12 protein-coding genes are annotated in these 14,644 nt (G+C 53.8%); 1 reads left to right on the forward strand and 11 read right to left on the reverse strand.

Features of this window, described 5'->3' with window-relative positions; all coding sequences use genetic code 11:
- Positions 1 to 96 precede the first annotated feature (96 nt).
- Positions 97 to 1,215, forward strand: coding sequence for a 3-dehydroquinate synthase (gene aroB, locus BQ7382_RS08105; protein WP_077391607.1), 1,119 nt, complete (start codon positions 97 to 99; stop codon positions 1,213 to 1,215).
- Between the two features lie 85 nt (positions 1,216 to 1,300).
- Here the strand turns inward: aroB and BQ7382_RS08110 are convergent, their stop codons facing one another.
- The 11 genes from BQ7382_RS08110 to BQ7382_RS08160 form a co-directional block, all read right to left on the reverse strand.
- Positions 1,301 to 3,403: an LTA synthase family protein gene (locus tag BQ7382_RS08110; protein ID WP_077391608.1), complete on the reverse strand. Its 2,103-nt coding sequence runs from the start codon at positions 3,401 to 3,403 to the stop codon at positions 1,301 to 1,303.
- The gene (rsmA, locus tag BQ7382_RS08115) at positions 3,404 to 4,252 is read right to left on the reverse strand and encodes a 16S rRNA (adenine(1518)-N(6)/adenine(1519)-N(6))-dimethyltransferase RsmA (RefSeq protein ID WP_077391609.1); all 849 of its coding nucleotides are present in this window, start codon (positions 4,250 to 4,252) and stop codon (positions 3,404 to 3,406) included.
- Positions 4,249 to 4,896 carry a toprim domain-containing protein gene (locus tag BQ7382_RS08120; protein WP_077391610.1) on the reverse strand — a complete coding sequence of 216 codons (648 nt, stop codon included), beginning with the start codon at positions 4,894 to 4,896 and terminating at the stop codon, positions 4,249 to 4,251. Before BQ7382_RS08120 ends, rsmA begins: the two co-directional genes overlap by 4 nt.
- Positions 4,897 to 4,940: 44 nt before the next feature.
- Positions 4,941 to 5,303 carry an FtsB family cell division protein gene (locus tag BQ7382_RS08125; protein WP_159437272.1) on the reverse strand — a complete coding sequence of 121 codons (363 nt, stop codon included), beginning with the start codon at positions 5,301 to 5,303 and terminating at the stop codon, positions 4,941 to 4,943.
- Positions 5,304 to 5,372: 69 nt separating this feature from the next.
- Positions 5,373 to 7,316 carry a peptidoglycan DD-metalloendopeptidase family protein gene (locus BQ7382_RS08130; protein WP_077391612.1) on the reverse strand — a complete coding sequence of 648 codons (1,944 nt, stop codon included), beginning with the start codon at positions 7,314 to 7,316 and terminating at the stop codon, positions 5,373 to 5,375.
- Positions 7,286 to 8,734 carry a DnaD domain protein gene (locus BQ7382_RS08135; RefSeq protein WP_077391613.1) on the reverse strand — a complete coding sequence of 483 codons (1,449 nt, stop codon included), beginning with the start codon at positions 8,732 to 8,734 and terminating at the stop codon, positions 7,286 to 7,288. The genes BQ7382_RS08130 and BQ7382_RS08135 overlap by 31 nt, the downstream gene beginning before the upstream one ends.
- 58 nt (positions 8,735 to 8,792) lie before the next feature.
- Positions 8,793 to 10,160, reverse strand: coding sequence for a replicative DNA helicase (gene dnaB, locus BQ7382_RS08140; RefSeq protein WP_077391614.1), 1,368 nt, complete (start codon positions 10,158 to 10,160; stop codon positions 8,793 to 8,795).
- Positions 10,161 to 10,181: 21 nt separating this feature from the next.
- The gene (gene rplI, locus BQ7382_RS08145; RefSeq protein ID WP_077391615.1) at positions 10,182 to 10,628 is read right to left on the reverse strand and encodes a 50S ribosomal protein L9; all 447 of its coding nucleotides are present in this window, start codon (positions 10,626 to 10,628) and stop codon (positions 10,182 to 10,184) included.
- A 71-nt stretch (positions 10,629 to 10,699) separates the two neighbouring features.
- The gene (locus BQ7382_RS08150; RefSeq protein ID WP_235847986.1) at positions 10,700 to 12,583 is read right to left on the reverse strand and encodes a DHH family phosphoesterase; all 1,884 of its coding nucleotides are present in this window, start codon (positions 12,581 to 12,583) and stop codon (positions 10,700 to 10,702) included.
- Positions 12,580 to 13,566 carry a ParB/RepB/Spo0J family partition protein gene (locus tag BQ7382_RS08155; RefSeq protein WP_077391616.1) on the reverse strand — a complete coding sequence of 329 codons (987 nt, stop codon included), beginning with the start codon at positions 13,564 to 13,566 and terminating at the stop codon, positions 12,580 to 12,582. The genes BQ7382_RS08150 and BQ7382_RS08155 overlap by 4 nt, the downstream gene beginning before the upstream one ends.
- Positions 13,559 to 14,341, reverse strand: coding sequence for a ParA family protein (locus BQ7382_RS08160; RefSeq protein WP_077391617.1), 783 nt, complete (start codon positions 14,339 to 14,341; stop codon positions 13,559 to 13,561). The genes BQ7382_RS08155 and BQ7382_RS08160 overlap by 8 nt, the downstream gene beginning before the upstream one ends.
- Positions 14,342 to 14,644 lie beyond the last annotated feature (303 nt).

The raw sequence follows: 14,644 nt of genomic DNA on the forward strand, positions 1-14,644 counted from the left end.
CCAGACAAAACCCTTTGTGCTACTATCATTTATTATACAAATATTAGTCGAATATTAAAGTATAACCCGTGAAAATTACAAGGAAATGAGGTGCTCATGAAGGAACTGGACATCAGGGGCGACCGCCCTTACAAAATGCTGATCGAACCCGGACTCCTCCCGGAGGCCGGAAAATATATCTCTCATGCTCCCGGAGGCAGCCGCGCCTTCGTGCTCACCGACTCCACGGTGGCGTCACTGCCTTCCATGCCACTCGCCACCATATACAGATCGCTGACTGAGGCGGGATATCAGGTCTCCACCTGCCAGCTCCCTGCCGGCGAGTCCTCAAAAAATCCCACCGCCTACCTCGATGTCGTCTCCATGATGGCCGACCGCGGCCTTCAGCCCACTGACATACTGGTGGCCCTCGGAGGAGGCATGATCGGCGACCTCGGCGGCTTCGCTGCCGCCACATACATGCGCGGGATAAAATGCGTCCAGATCCCCACAACTTTCCTGGCCGCGGTGGACTCATCCGTCGGCGGCAAGACGGCCATCGACCTCCCTCAGGGCAAAAACCTCATCGGTGCCTTCTGGGAGCCTTCCCTGGTTCTGTGCGACCCGGATCTCCTCCTCACCCTGCCGGCCACGGTATTCATGGACGGCTGCGCCGAGACCATAAAATACGGCATCCTCAAGGATCCCGAGATCATCGCTCTTCTTCGTCAGGCCCTGGAAAAAATTCCTGAGCGTTCCGCGAAAACCAGTGACTCTGCCGATAACGCGACCGACCTCCTGTGCCAGGTCATCGCGAGAGCGGTCACCACAAAAGAATTCTATGTTCACGGTGACGTTACCGATAAAGGAAAAAGAGGTTTCCTCAATCTCGGCCACCTCCTCGGACACGCGATAGAAGCCTGGAGCTGCTTCTCCCTGTCCCACGGCCAGTCCGTCGCCATGGGCATGGTTCTGGAGGCAAGGGGCTGCGCCGCTCTCGGCCTGACCTCTTCCGATACTGCCGACGAGATCCGTGAGCTCGTCAACGACTTCGGCTTCGCGATCGATCCACCTTGCACGGTCCAGGACATCCTGCCATATCTTGTTCACGACAAGAGGATCCGTAACAACAGCATCGGCCTGATCGTTCCTGATTCAATTGGCAACTGCCACATGGAACCGTATCCCGCAGATGAGCTTGAAAAATTCGCCAGGCTGGGGTTCGGAGAGCAGTAGAAATACAGTAGAAATAACGAAGGGAATTGCCGCCGGCAATTCCCTTCCTATAATCACTATTTCGCAATGTATTAAGCTCTTCTTTTTACAGCTCCTCCAGCGAGTTGATGCTGGACAGCACCGTATCGTCCTTCGGATCCACCTGGCTCACTTCAAGCTTCGATACGTCCTCAGGATCCACCTTTTCGTTGAGACCGAGGAGCGTCGGGCTCAGATACGTGGTCTTCAGCACCTTGCCGTCAAGACTTACGGAGCTGTACTCGGTGAAGTTTTCTCCTGTGATGTAGTACTTGCTTCCGATCTTGACGATGTCGTTGATCTTGATCTTCCTGAATCCGAGGCGCATGTTCACACGCTGGAACGGATTCTTTCCACCGAATGTATAGTTATCTCCGTAGATCATGTCGTATGCCAGAGTCTTCAGATTCTGCTCGTAGTCCTTGGAATTCTCGTTGGCTGTCTGCTCGTAATCGAAGGTCACTCCCTCGTGGGCCATTCCGATCCTCTCAAGGATCCTGGATGCGACCTCGTAGGCATTCAGGTTCTCGTCCTGCTTCTGCAGTCCGATGTTGTCCCATAGCACGTACCTGGTCTGGTACAGGTCTCCGGTACCGTAGTCCTTTTCCTTGATGTCCAGTGCCGGGATGTGGTCTCCGTAGATCAGCACCACAGTCGGCTCGCCGCTTGCCTTTATCTCAGAAAGCAGGTTTCCGATGAAGGTATCCATCTCGTGGCACTCATTCACATAGTATTCGTACTTCCACTTTGTCTCCTCATCTCCGTCCTTTGCGGTGACCGTAGTGTAAGGATCCTTGAAAACCTGCTCCGTCGGATATGCGCCATGGCCCTCGACAGACACCACGTGGAGGAAATCGCGGCCCTTGGTGCTGGCCATCTCGTCCATGATCTCGTCCGTGAGTACCTCGTCCTTGCACCATCCGGTAGGAGTCTTGGTAATGTTGTTCATGTACTCCAGCGATGTGAAGCTGTCGAAGCCCAGGTTCGGGTATACCTCGTTTCTGTTATAGAAAAGTCCTCTGTGGTCGTGCATTGCTGCCGTGGTGTAGCCGTGGCTCTTCAGCACGTAGGCCATGCTCTCAAGCGTCTGTGTCCTCAGCTTGCCCTTGTACGGATATTCTCCCGGAGCGAAGAACCTTGCGCTTATCCCCGTGAGCACTTCGAACTCTGTGTTCGCAGTTCCCGCACCGCAGGCCGGGACCTCGAACCAGCCGGTGGAATAATTTTCCATGAGGTTGTTGAACACCGGAGTCGGGTCGTTGTCCACGGTAATGTTGTGGTAATCCTGAGCCCTCGTGAAGGACTCCATCTGCAGGATGATGACGTTAGGATGATCCATGTCGTCGTTCGTCTGCTTCAGCTGGGTGTCCAGGCCGTTTGTGGTATCCTGCTTCAGGATGTTCTGGACCGTTGCCTCCGAATAGTCCGACGGCTTGCTTATGCCGTGGAGCACCGACGTGGTGCCGAATCCGTAAACGAATCCGTAGTCGTTATAGGCGTAGTTCAGGTTTCCGAAAAAAGTCCCCAGTACGTTTGTCTTGATCAGCCCGAAGGTAAGCATGATGCAGAGCAGGAGACTTCCTCCCACGGTGATCCCCGCCTTCTTGTAGTTCACCTTATCCCACTTCGGGCAGGTGATGGCGTAAATGGCAAGCAGGATCACGCAAATAACAAGACCTGCCAGCACAAGAGTTATCTGGATCTTCGAATAGTATGTGGACGCCAGCGATATGCCGTCTGCGGCATTCTGCAGGTCGTACAGGGTAAAAGGCGTCATTCTCTTCAGCAGGATGATACCGTTGGTTATTCCGAGGATGCCCCAGAACACCATCACCAGCAGGAGAACGATGCCCCTTTTCCTGAAAAGGAGACACAGCGTCAGCGTGGTGAATATTATCAGCCAGTTATAGAAGAATATGATCGGATGCTGCACCAGGAAAAGTATTCCTCCTATCGGACTTATGGTTATCCTCGCGAACTCTTCGATGAAGAGATACATGAAGAAGGCGCACAGCATGAGCTTGAAAACGTACTTCCTGTAATGCACCGAATCATCGAAATACTTCGGCGGCTTCTTAGGGAACTTCTTCCTGTACTTGTCGTAGACCTTCATGATCGCTTTTTTTATCACTCCTGCGACCTTGGCCACCGCGGCTTTAACTTTTTTCATCTAAACTCTAACCTCCTCCATCGAATCAGCCAGCCTCGCGAACTCTTCCATCGAAAGGCTCTCGGCTCTCCTCTCCGGACTGATACCCGCTTTTTCCAGGACTCTGCGGATCTCCTCCTTTTCCATGCCCTCAGCGGCGGAAAGCGAGTTGAGCAGGGTCTTGCGCCTCAGGGCGAAGCCCGCTTTCACGCACCTGAAAAAGGCCTTCTCGTCTCGCACCTGCACCGGCGGCTCTCTGCGGATGTCCATGCGCAGCACCGCAGAGTCCACCTTCGGCACGGGATAAAAAGCCTCTTTTCCCGCGTCGCAGATCTTGGACACTTCTGTATAGTACTGGACCTGATATGTTATAGCCCCGCATTTGGAGGTGCCCGGTCCAGCCATCAGCCTCTCGGCGACCTCCTTCTGCATCATCGCCGTCACGCTCTCGATGGGCAGACGGCCGGTGATCAGCTTTGTGATTATAGGTGTTGTGATGTAATAAGGAAGATTCCCTATCACCCTTGCTTTCGTGAGCCCGTACTCCTCCCGGCCTCTCGCCACCAGCGCCGCAACGTCGCACTCCAGAATGTCCTGGTGTATTATCTCCACGTTGTTATATGCGATAAAGCGCGCCCGCAGCTCCGGGATCAGACGGTCGTCCAGCTCGACCGCCATGACACGGCCGGCGGCCTCCGCCAGCTCGGCGGTCAGTACTCCCTGCCCGGGTCCTATCTCAATGACCAGCGTGTCCCGGTCCACCTGGCTACCCTCCACGATCTCCTGAACTATAGATATGTCCTGGAGAAAGTTCTGACCCAGGCTCTTGGAGTGCCTGAACCCCTTCTTGCTTCTGTGATCTCTGCTCATATGTTCCTGTCGCGCTCCTGCCGTTCCGGATCGTCTGTTCTCGCGGCCTCCCGGAGCTCTGCCTCGGTGATGCCGAACTGCCTGAGCTTCCTGAGAAAAGTCTTCGTATTTCCGTAGCCTATCCCCAGCCTTGCGCCTGCCGCAGCCCGCCTGGCGGATGCGTCCGGTCCTCCCGCTAGCCCCAGCTCCCTGAGAGTCTCTGCGTTTATGGAAAAAAGTTCTTTTCCGCCGTCAGAGGCTTTTACGCCATGAGCTTTTTTGATGGCTTCGGCTACGTCCTGCGGCCGGGCGTTCTCAATGCCGATATCCCCGTCCGACTTTCTCACCGCCTCATTCAGAGGAAGATAAGCCTGGATGGAGTCCGGGAACCTGGCGGTGAGCCGCCTCCTTATCTCCTCCCCGGAAAAGTCCGGATCGGTCAGGATCACTAGTCCCTTTTCCTGGTACGCCTTTTCCAGAAGCTCCCAGGTCTCCTTGGTGATGCCAAAGCCGTGGGTCGGTATCACAAGAGCATCGCAGGCACGGTTCACCACATCTACGTCATCCCGCCCTTCAACTATGATGGCCTGGGATACCTTAAGCCGTTCAAATGGCTCATTGCTTTCAGTTCCGGTGTTTTCTCTCTTGTCTCTATCGTCTCTCAAAATCTGCTACAGATCCTTCCTGTCGTCTCCTCATTCCTGTAATATCAGGAGTTTCCGGAGCTGTCACTGCTGTTGCTGTCAGAGCTGCTGTCTCCTGTCGTGCTTCCGTTCTGATCCGGGAACACGAAAAGGATCTCGTCTGGATTCACCAGCCGCAGTTGTTTCCTGGCCTGGTCCTCTATGTACTCCCGACTGTTCACATTCTTCAGCTCTATGCGAAGCTGACGCCGCTCCTCCTTTAGCTTCTGATTCTGCTCTACCAGCTGATGATGCTCGATCTCCAGCTTTACTATGTTCCTCACATAGGCGCCGGACAGCAGGACGATGGCGATGATGATCACCAGAGTCAGTGGCTTGAGCCGCCTTTTTTTCCGTTTTCTTTTTTTCGTCTTCTGCTGTTCCGACACTTTGTTTCTCCTGATGCGCGGAACCGCCCCGGATATCGCCACCCGGAGCAGATCACGCTCATTCTTTTTTTACAGATAATTCCGCGGGTTCATCGCGGTTCCGTTGATGCGTATCTCGAAGTGGAGATGCGGTCCGGTGCTTCGTCCGGTGTTTCCAGAGTATCCGATGAGCTGTCCCTGGTATACCTGGTCGCCCTCGGAGACCACAAGTCTGCTCATGTGTCCATATCTGGTCATGTAGCCTGAACCGTGATTTATGTCCACGCTGATACCGTATCCTCCGTACACTCCCGTTCTGGATACTGTTCCTCCGTCAGAGGCGTAGATCGGCGTTCCTACAGGTGCTCCGAAGTCGATACCCTCGTGCATCCTGCCCCATCTCTGTCCGAACTCGGATGTGATGGTAGCACCTCTTATCGGCATTGCAAATGTCCCGGTAGGAGCTGTCTTAGGCTTCTCCTTAGTTCCCTTCAGAACGATCTGCTTCACCGACTCCTTCAGGACTTCCTTTTTCTTGATGTCCCTGCTTACTTCCTTGCCGTTCTCCTTGGTGATCTTTCCGGTGATGGACTGTCTTCCATCCTCGCCCTGCTGCTGTACGTATGTATCACCGATGTACAGATCGGCGGACTCCTGCTCCTCGGTCTCATACGGGATGACCTCAGTCGTGGTACCGCTCTCAACGGTGACTACTGTAAGAGGATCCACTTTCTTCTTGATCACCACTCTGTCTCCCGACTCTATCTTCGTGGCAGGGTTTCCGGAATCCTTCAGGTAAATGTCTGTAGTCGAAACGTCGAACTTCTTAGCGATGCTCCTGATGGTCTCGCCTTCTCCTACGAGGTGTGTGATCTCGATCTCGCCTCCGTCGGTGAGTTCCTTGAGAGCGTCTCCCTTGCTCTGTACGCTGGTAAGCATAACGCTGATGGTCTTCGTCTCCACCGGCTGCTTGAATTCGGACTTCGTTATCTTCATTCCCTCATCAGGAACTCTGTAGCTTGCCTTGATGCGCTTCAAAACAGCATCGGCGGCATCCTGATTCTCCACGATAGTCTCCACCTTACCGTCCTGGCAGATGGCGACCGCGGATACCTCGATGTCGGTCATGTATGTGAGCTTGTTCACCACCTGATCAGGGGTGTCCATGTCCTTGTTGAACACGGCCACCTTGTTCATGGTGACGTTGTCGTTGGCGGTGAACTTGATGTTCGCTTTATTTGAAGAAGAAAGCTTGTTTCCCGCCACGTCCAGCACGTTCACCACGTCGTTCTGATCCTTTACGTATCCCAGGACCCTGCCGTTGTAGGCGTACTGATATGCGGTGAAGTGCTCGAAAACCAAGAGCATCGCGCAGGTTATGATGACCATCAGGAAAAAGCTTGCATATATCTGCCGGCGGCTCCGTCTGTAGCGGCGCACAGCAGAGTCGTACTCTTTCACGAGGCTTATGCCTATGGCTGCAAAAAAACGGTCGCAGGCTCCCTGTACTCTGTCGTGGAATTCCACGGTGGCGGCGGCTCCATTGACTATCTTGCATCCGGCCCGGCGGAATATTCCGTCACCCTTTTCAGCCCTTTTTTCCTTGCGCTTCTCACGCTTCTTCTGAGCCTTCTTTTCCTTCTCCAGCTCCTTGCGGGTCTTAGCTTCTTTCTTCTTCGCCTTTTCTGCTTCTTTTGCCGCCCTCTTGCCGGCCTTCTTTTCTGCCTTTCTGCCCTTCTTCCCGGACTTCTCGGTCTTCTCGGTCAGAGGCTCTGCAGCCACTGGCGGCTTGGCGTTCGCGGTGTTCTGTCTGTCGCCCGCCTTTATTGCAACAGGCCTGTCTTCTACCTTCTCTGGAATATCGGAGATCCGTTCCTTCCGGGTCCTCTCCCTTTCGGCCTCAAGAGCCCTGAGCCTTGCCTCCGCCTTGGCGGCGGCCTCGGCCCACCTGGCGCTTTCGTCTGATCTCCTTCGGAGCTCATCCAGCTTCGGGTCCGTCTCCTTTATCTGGTTTGGTTCCTTTTTATGTTCCATCTATATGCCTCTTCCGCACGCTGCTTCACGCAGGTACAGCTCCTCCCCTCATTATCGGTTCCCGTGTCCTTACATTTTCTGCACACGTATTTCATCTCAAGATAGTCCTCGGGATATCCCCTGGACCTGAGCAGATCTCTCTTTTCCGCCTCTATTTCGGCACGGTGCTTCCTCGCCGCCGCCCTCACCTTCCTGGCCTCCTGGCCGCCGGCGGTGAGACTGCTGAAGTTCACACCTTTTTCCAGTTCAAGTACCTCCTTCATGAGAGGCTCCTTCTCGCACACCTCTCTGATGCGCTCCTCCTGCTTCTGGCGGTCCTGATCTCTCAGATATTCATAGTACTCCCTCAGGACGCGGCGGCTCACGGTGATCTCTTCGTTCTTCTTGCGTGTGCCCTTCCAGTCAGGCGACACAGGCTCTTCTCTCCTGTTTTCCCCTGTGGTCTGCACGCCTTCGGCATGACTGCCGGAAGTACTGTCTGCTGATCGCTGTGCGCCCTTTTTCACGTAACTTGCATAGCTCTTTCTGATGCCACCGTTCTCCAGCATCCTGTTTCTCAGAACGGCGTTTATGTATTTCAGGCTCGGGTTCTGCATTCCAGCGTGATCTCTGCAGGTCTGCAGCACCTGATCCTGTGTGTATCCCATGTCGTCCAGCCAGGAGTCCATGATCTCGATGTCTCCCGGAGCCGGCGTTCTGCTGAAGCCCATCTCCCGGAATACGAGCCTGTAGTATGTCCAGCGCTTTCCTTCCGTAGCCAGCAGCTCCTTAACGTCGTCGATCGTGGCACAGCCTCTGGTGGTCCAGTTTTCGGCAACCTTGCAGATGTAGTTCACGTTTCGCTTATCCATTTGCAGGCTGTAGTCGATGGCGTAGGACATGACGTCCGGCTTTACCAGGTTCTCCTTGAGACTGGTTACCACCGAATCGATCTCCTTGCGGCTGAGTGTCCTGCCCAGACCGTTTTCCATCTCCCTCAGAACTCCCTGAAGGTCCAGATCCACCAGGGCCCGGTCAGCCTCGGACAGCGCCTCCTCTGCCTCTTTCTCGGGAGACAGATCCTCATTGGCCTTCTGCCTCTTTTTCATTCCGTAGAGGCTTTCGATCTGGTCTATGAACTCCACGGAATAATCGTTCTCGTCTCCATCTTCGGAGGGCAGGCACCTGACTACCCCGTTTTTTTCCCAATAGTTCCAGGCTTCATCCAGAGTCTCCCGGTCGATGTCCAGGATGTTCAGTATCTCGCTCATGGAAATGGAGACCTCCTGCTCGGCGTACATGAGGCAGAACAGGTAGATCTTCACGTAGTCTCCCGGGGCATCGGGCATGATCTCGTTAATAAAAAGGTTCTCCACCTCTGTGCTGTGGAGATACAATTCCCTTCTTTTCCTTTTTATCAGCTTCAGTTCATTAGACATCGTGTGATTTTACTCCGATTATATGTTATTTTTCTGTGATGTTTGTGTAGTCACCCCGTTAGAACTCCGGTCCACCGTATTCCAGATTTGCGAACTTTGTGTATTTTGCGACCCAAGCCAGGTTCACGGTTCCGGTCGGGCCGCTCCTGTGCTTGGCGATGATGACCTCGCATGTATTATTCGGAGCGATCTCCGCCGGTTCGTCCTCCTCCACGTAGTAGTCATCTCTTTTCAGAAAAATTACTATGTCCGCATCCTGCTCGATCGAGCCGGAATCTCTCAGATCTGAGAGCTGAGGACGGTGGTCAGGCCTCTTTTCCGAGTTTCTGGAGAGCTGGGAGAGCAGTATCACCGCACAGTCCAGCTCCTTGGCCATGATCTTGATGTTTCTGGTGATGGCGCTGACCTCGTTTACACGGTTGTCCACTCCGTAGCCAAGGCTCATCAGCTGGAGGTAGTCTATGACGATGAGGTCCAGGCCCTTCTCCGACTTGAGCCGCCGGCACTTGTTCTTCATCTCCAGTATGGACATGTCCGTGGCGTCTGTGATGTTTATGTTCAGGTCTTCGAACTCGTCCATTGCGGCGTCAACGCTCATCCAGTCCTCCTGGGACAGGCTTCCGTGCTTCAGTGTCTCCATCTCCACGTTTGATGACATGGAGAGTATCCTCATACCAAGCTGTTCGCTTGACATCTCCATGCTGAATATCAGCACCGAGTTCCCGGCCACAGCGGCGTTCCTCGCCACGTTGAGGGCAAATGCTGTCTTTCCCATACCTGGCCTTGCGGCCAGGATGACAAGGTCTGTTCTCTGGAGACCTCCCAGGATCTTGTCCAGATCCCTGAATCCGGTGGTTATGCCCGTGATGTCTCCGCCCATCTCCTGGAGCTTCTGCAGCTCTTCCACGTTCCTGATGAGGACGTCGTTCAGGTCCTCGTAGTTCTTCTTCTGGCCGCTCTGGGCGATCTCGAAAATCTGCTGCTCCGCGAAATCCAGTATCTGGTCCGCCGGCTCTTTTCCGTCGAGGGCCTTGGACTTGATGATGTCCGCCTGTCCGATCAGTGCCCTGAGCCTCGACTTCGCTACCACGGTCTCACCGTAGAACCTGGCGTTCGTCGGAACGATGGCATCCGAAGTAAGGCGGATGAGGTAGGAGAGTCCTCCGGTCATCTCAGCCGTCTTCCTCTTCTTGAGCTCCGAGTGCACGGTGGTGATGTCGATGTTGATGCTGTGCCTGTACATGTCCACCAGGGCAGAATAAATTTCCTGGTGTTCCTTGATGTAGAAGTCCGACGGCTTCACCAGATCTATCACATCTGATACCGCGTCCTCGCTCTTCATCATGGAACCCAGGACAGCTTTCTCCGCTTCTATATCACAAGGCAGCTCTACCCTTACGTTAGTTTGGTTATCAGCTTCTGCCATTGACAGTTCCTTCCTGTGCTGCTATTTCTCTGTGACTATCAGGCTCACCTCTGCGGTCACGGCCGTGTGGAGCTTGATCTTCACCGTGAAGCTTCCCACAGACTTGATAGGCTCGGCGAGCTCGATCTTCTTCTTGTCTATCTCCATCCCGGCCTGCTCCTGTATCGCCTCGGCGATATCCTTGTTGGTGATGGACCCGAAAAGCTTTCCGCCCTCGCCGGTCTTCGCCTTGATGACGATGTTCTTTTCCTTCAGCTTCTCCGCAGCTGCCTCAGCCTCGGCCTTCTCCTCTGCCTCCTGCTCGGCCCTCAGTGCCTTCTCCTTCTCGATGGCCCTGATGTTCTGCTTCGTGGCCTCTACAGCCTCTCCGGACGGGATCAGCTTGTTCCTGGCAAACCCGTCGCTCACCTTCACTACATCTCCGGCCTTGCCGGTACCCCTTACGTCCTTCTTAAGAATGACCTTCATTTTTTCCTCTTTTCTACTCTCCCGGGTAACTGCCGGGTCCTCGTGAAATATGCTTCATGCCGACAATCCGGCTACTCGCCGGCCTCGGCCTTCTCCTTTTCCTTTTTCCTGTTCTGCTCCTCGACGTACTCGGAGATCACTTCCTTGATCTGCCCGATGACTTCCTCTGGTGGCTCGTCTACCTGTGCGCCAGCCGAGTTCAGGTGTCCGCCGCCGTTGAACCGTTCCAGGATCACCTGGACGTTTATGCCGCCCAGCGACCTGCCGCTGACCACGGTCTTGTTGTTGTTGTTTTTGCCGGCAGCGAATGAAGCCCGCACGCCCTTCACGTTCAGGAGCTGGTCCGCTACCTGGGCGTTGATGACCTGGGCATCTGCGGAATACCCCTCGGTAATGGCGTAAGCCACACCGTCTTCAGTATACTCCGCATGAGCGATGGCGTCCGCGCGCATCTGGAAAGTGGATATCTCCATCTGGAAAAATCTCTTTACCTCTGTAGTGTCTGCTCCGGCCCGCCTCAGCCACGCCGCGGCCTCAAATGTACGCACCCCCGTCTTTATGGAAAAGCTGTTGCTGTCCACGGTTATTCCCGCAAGCAGCGCCTCGGCGTCGAATTTCTTGATGATCCTCTTATTTGCGGTGTATTGGATGATCTCAGTCATCAGCTCGCTGGTCGACGATGCGTAAGACTCGACGTATGAAAGCACCGGATTCTCTATGGCGTCCTCCGAAAGCCTGTGATGATCTATGACCACCACTTTTTCCACTATGTCCATCAGCTCCGGGCAGGCAGTCCTTCCTGGCCTGTGGGTATCCACAACGATGACCAGAGTGTTCCTGTCGCAGATCTCCAGGGCCTTCTCACTGCTGATCACCGGGTAGTTCTCTCTCTCGTGGGCGTAGTACATGATCTCCTGGAGAGCCTCGTTGTACTCGTCGATGACTATCTCGGCCTCCTTGTCGTAGTACCTGGCTATCTTGTAGGCGCCGATGGCCGACCCGAATGAATCCATGTCAGGCCACTTGTGGCCCATGATAAGAACGTTTCCCGAGTCCTTTATCAGCTGCCGCAGCGCGTGGGCAATGATCCTGGACTTGCCCTTGTTGTTTTTCTCCATGGACTGCAGCTTTCCGCCGTAGTACTTGGTGCGGTCTCTGTCCTTCACCACGGCCTGGTCGCCTCCCCTGCCCATGGCAAGCTCGAGAGCCGCCTCGGCCAGCTCCGCCTCTTCTTCCATGGTCTCGCCGTCAAAGCCCATGCCGATGCTTATGCTGACTGGAAAATCTATCTTCGCCTCGATATTCCTTATTCTGTCCAGTATTTCGAATTTTGTGTCTATGATCTGCTCTGCGTCTCTCCTGAAAAGCGTGAACACGTAGGTGTCCTCGCTCGTGCTCTCCAGGGAACCGTTGTATTTCTCGGCCCACTTTCTCAGGATCCTGTCCACCTCCGTAGGCACGGCCATCTTGCTGTCCTCTGTGATGCTGGACATGAGCTCGTCGTAGTTGTCTATGGAGATGTATGCCAGGCAGATCCTCTCCTCGTTGTAGTGGATCCGCAGCTCTTCACGCTCCGTCACATCGTAAAAGTATACCACCATGTCTCCGTCCGTCGTTGCGTCGGAGTCGGTGTGGAGCTCGAAGAAGCTGTCGTTTCTCTCTATCTTCGGAAAAACAGGATCCGGCCCTTCCACTGCATCGATCAGTTCACTCCTGCGGACCCCCGTGAGCGCAAAGAAGTTGGTGTCTTCGATGTTTTTGTATGTAAAAACAGAAGACATCAGCTGGTTGGCATACTTCACCGAGTCGTCAGGACCTACCAGACACGCTGGAAATGGTATCCTGTCCATGAACGCCATACCGTCAGGGGCTTCCTTCTGGACCTCAGGTGTAATTTTCACGGCTTCTGTTTTTACATCGTCTGCGATGTCTTTTCTTACATCCTGGGTACTCATTTAACGCTCCTAAGCAAATCTATGAGACGGTTCAGCTCTTCGAGACTGTAGTATTCCATCTCTATCTTTCCGGAATTTTCACTTCCGTTAATGCGGACCTTCGTTCCGGTGATCGTCCTGAGCTCGGATTCGGCCGCAGCCAGGTCCGCTGACTTCGGAGACTTCGTTCTCTTGCGCTCAGGACGGGCATCGTCCTTGATCTTCTCCGCCAGCCGCTCTGTAGCTCTGACAGAGAGTCCGTCTTTTACTATCTTGTTGGCGACAGCCTTCTGTTTTTCTTTGTCTTCAATATTTATTATCGTCCTGCCGTGGGCCGCAGACAACTGGCCCTGGCTGATCATATCCTGCACTTCAGGTGGAAGCTTGAGGAGCCTCATGGAATTCGCTATGTATGCCCTGCTCTTGCCGAGAGACTTGCTCACCTGTGCCTGAGTGAACCCGAACCTGTCCACCATCTCTCTCAGACCTGCGGCCTCCTCGATAGGATCCAGGTCCTCGCGCTGCATGTTCTCGATGATGGCTACTATCATGTTCTGCTTCTCGTCGAAGTTGCGGATCAGGCAAGGGATCTGCTTCATCCCCGCGAGACGGGAAGCCCTCCAGCGCCTCTCGCCAGCCACCAATTCATAGGAAGAGCCTTTTTTCCTTACCACAACAGGCTGGATGACTCCGTTCTCCTTGATGGATTCCGCGAGATCCTCCAGCTTTTCCTTGTTGAAATTCTTCCTCGGCTGAGACGCGTTAGGCTTAATGTCGTCTATATCGACATAGATCACCCTGTCCGGATCATCCTCAGCTGGCGTCTCAGCGCTGACTCCAGCTGCTGCCTTTGAACCTTTGCCTGAAGCTGATGATCTCTCCAACTTCCCGGCCTCTGCTGCCGCCTGATGAGCCTCCTGTTCCAGCTCCTCTGGAATTATCGGAGCCGCATCTGCGAACAGAGCGTCCAGACCACGCCCAAGGCCTCCTTTTCTTTTAGCCATCGTTCTCCTGCTCCTCTCTCTGAAGGAACTCCACGGCAAATCTCTGATATGCCTTAGCTCCGGTGGAGCTTGGATCGTACTTCACTACCGGCATTCCGTAGCTTGGCGCCTCCGCAAGCCTTACGTTTCTTGGGATGACCGTGCTGTACACCAGTGCGCCGAAGTATTTTTTTACCTCGTTCACCACCTGGATAGACAGGTTAGTTCTTCCGTCAAACATGCTCAGTATTACTCCGGAGATCTTCAGATTCGGATTCATGTTCTTCCTCACCAGCTCGATGGTGTTCATGAGCTGACTTACTCCCTCCAGGGCGTAGAACTCGCACTGGATAGGTATGAGAACACTGTCAACAGCTGTCAGCGAGTTGATGGTGAGGAGGCCAAGTGAAGGAGGACAGTCTATGAATATGTAGTCATAGTCCGCTCTCAGTCTGTCGATGGCCTTCTTCAGCGTCTTCTCTCTTCCCTCGATGTTTACAAGCTCTATCTCCGCACCTGACAGGTCCACACTTGCCGGGATGATACTGAGGTTCTTGGTCTTTGTTTTCAGTATCGCCTTTCTTACGTCAAAGTCTTCGTTGATGAGCACATCATAAAGGGTGTAGTCCAGGTTTCTCTTGGTTATACCGATCCCGCTGGTGGTGTTTCCCTGCGGGTCAATATCCACTACGAGCACCTTCTTTCCCTTGAGTGCAAGACATGCACTGAGGTTGATGTTTGTAGTGGTCTTCCCCACTCCGCCCTTCTGATTGAAAATAGCGATAGCTTTACCCATATATTTTCCTCCGTAAATGAGACTTTGTAGATTATACAACACCGGCCATCCTTTTTCTATGTTCTGAGTGTGAAGTGAGGCCATTTCTGGTTTTTTTATACTTGTTTTTATGACTGGATGTTTCACGTGAAACATTTTCGTCTCATTTTGTGATATTTTATCCCTGATGGTCATGGAATGTTTCACGTGAAACATTCCATGAAAAAAGCAGGCCCCATTTCCTGCTGGAAAATGTAAAGCCCGCCCGCAACTATCAACTGCAGTTCAGACTGATGTACAATTCAGAGCACTGCCGTACCAGGA

This window comes from Mobilibacterium timonense (assembly GCF_900155555.1).
Classification (GTDB): domain Bacteria; phylum Bacillota; class Clostridia; order Peptostreptococcales; family Anaerovoracaceae; genus Allobaileyella; species Allobaileyella timonense.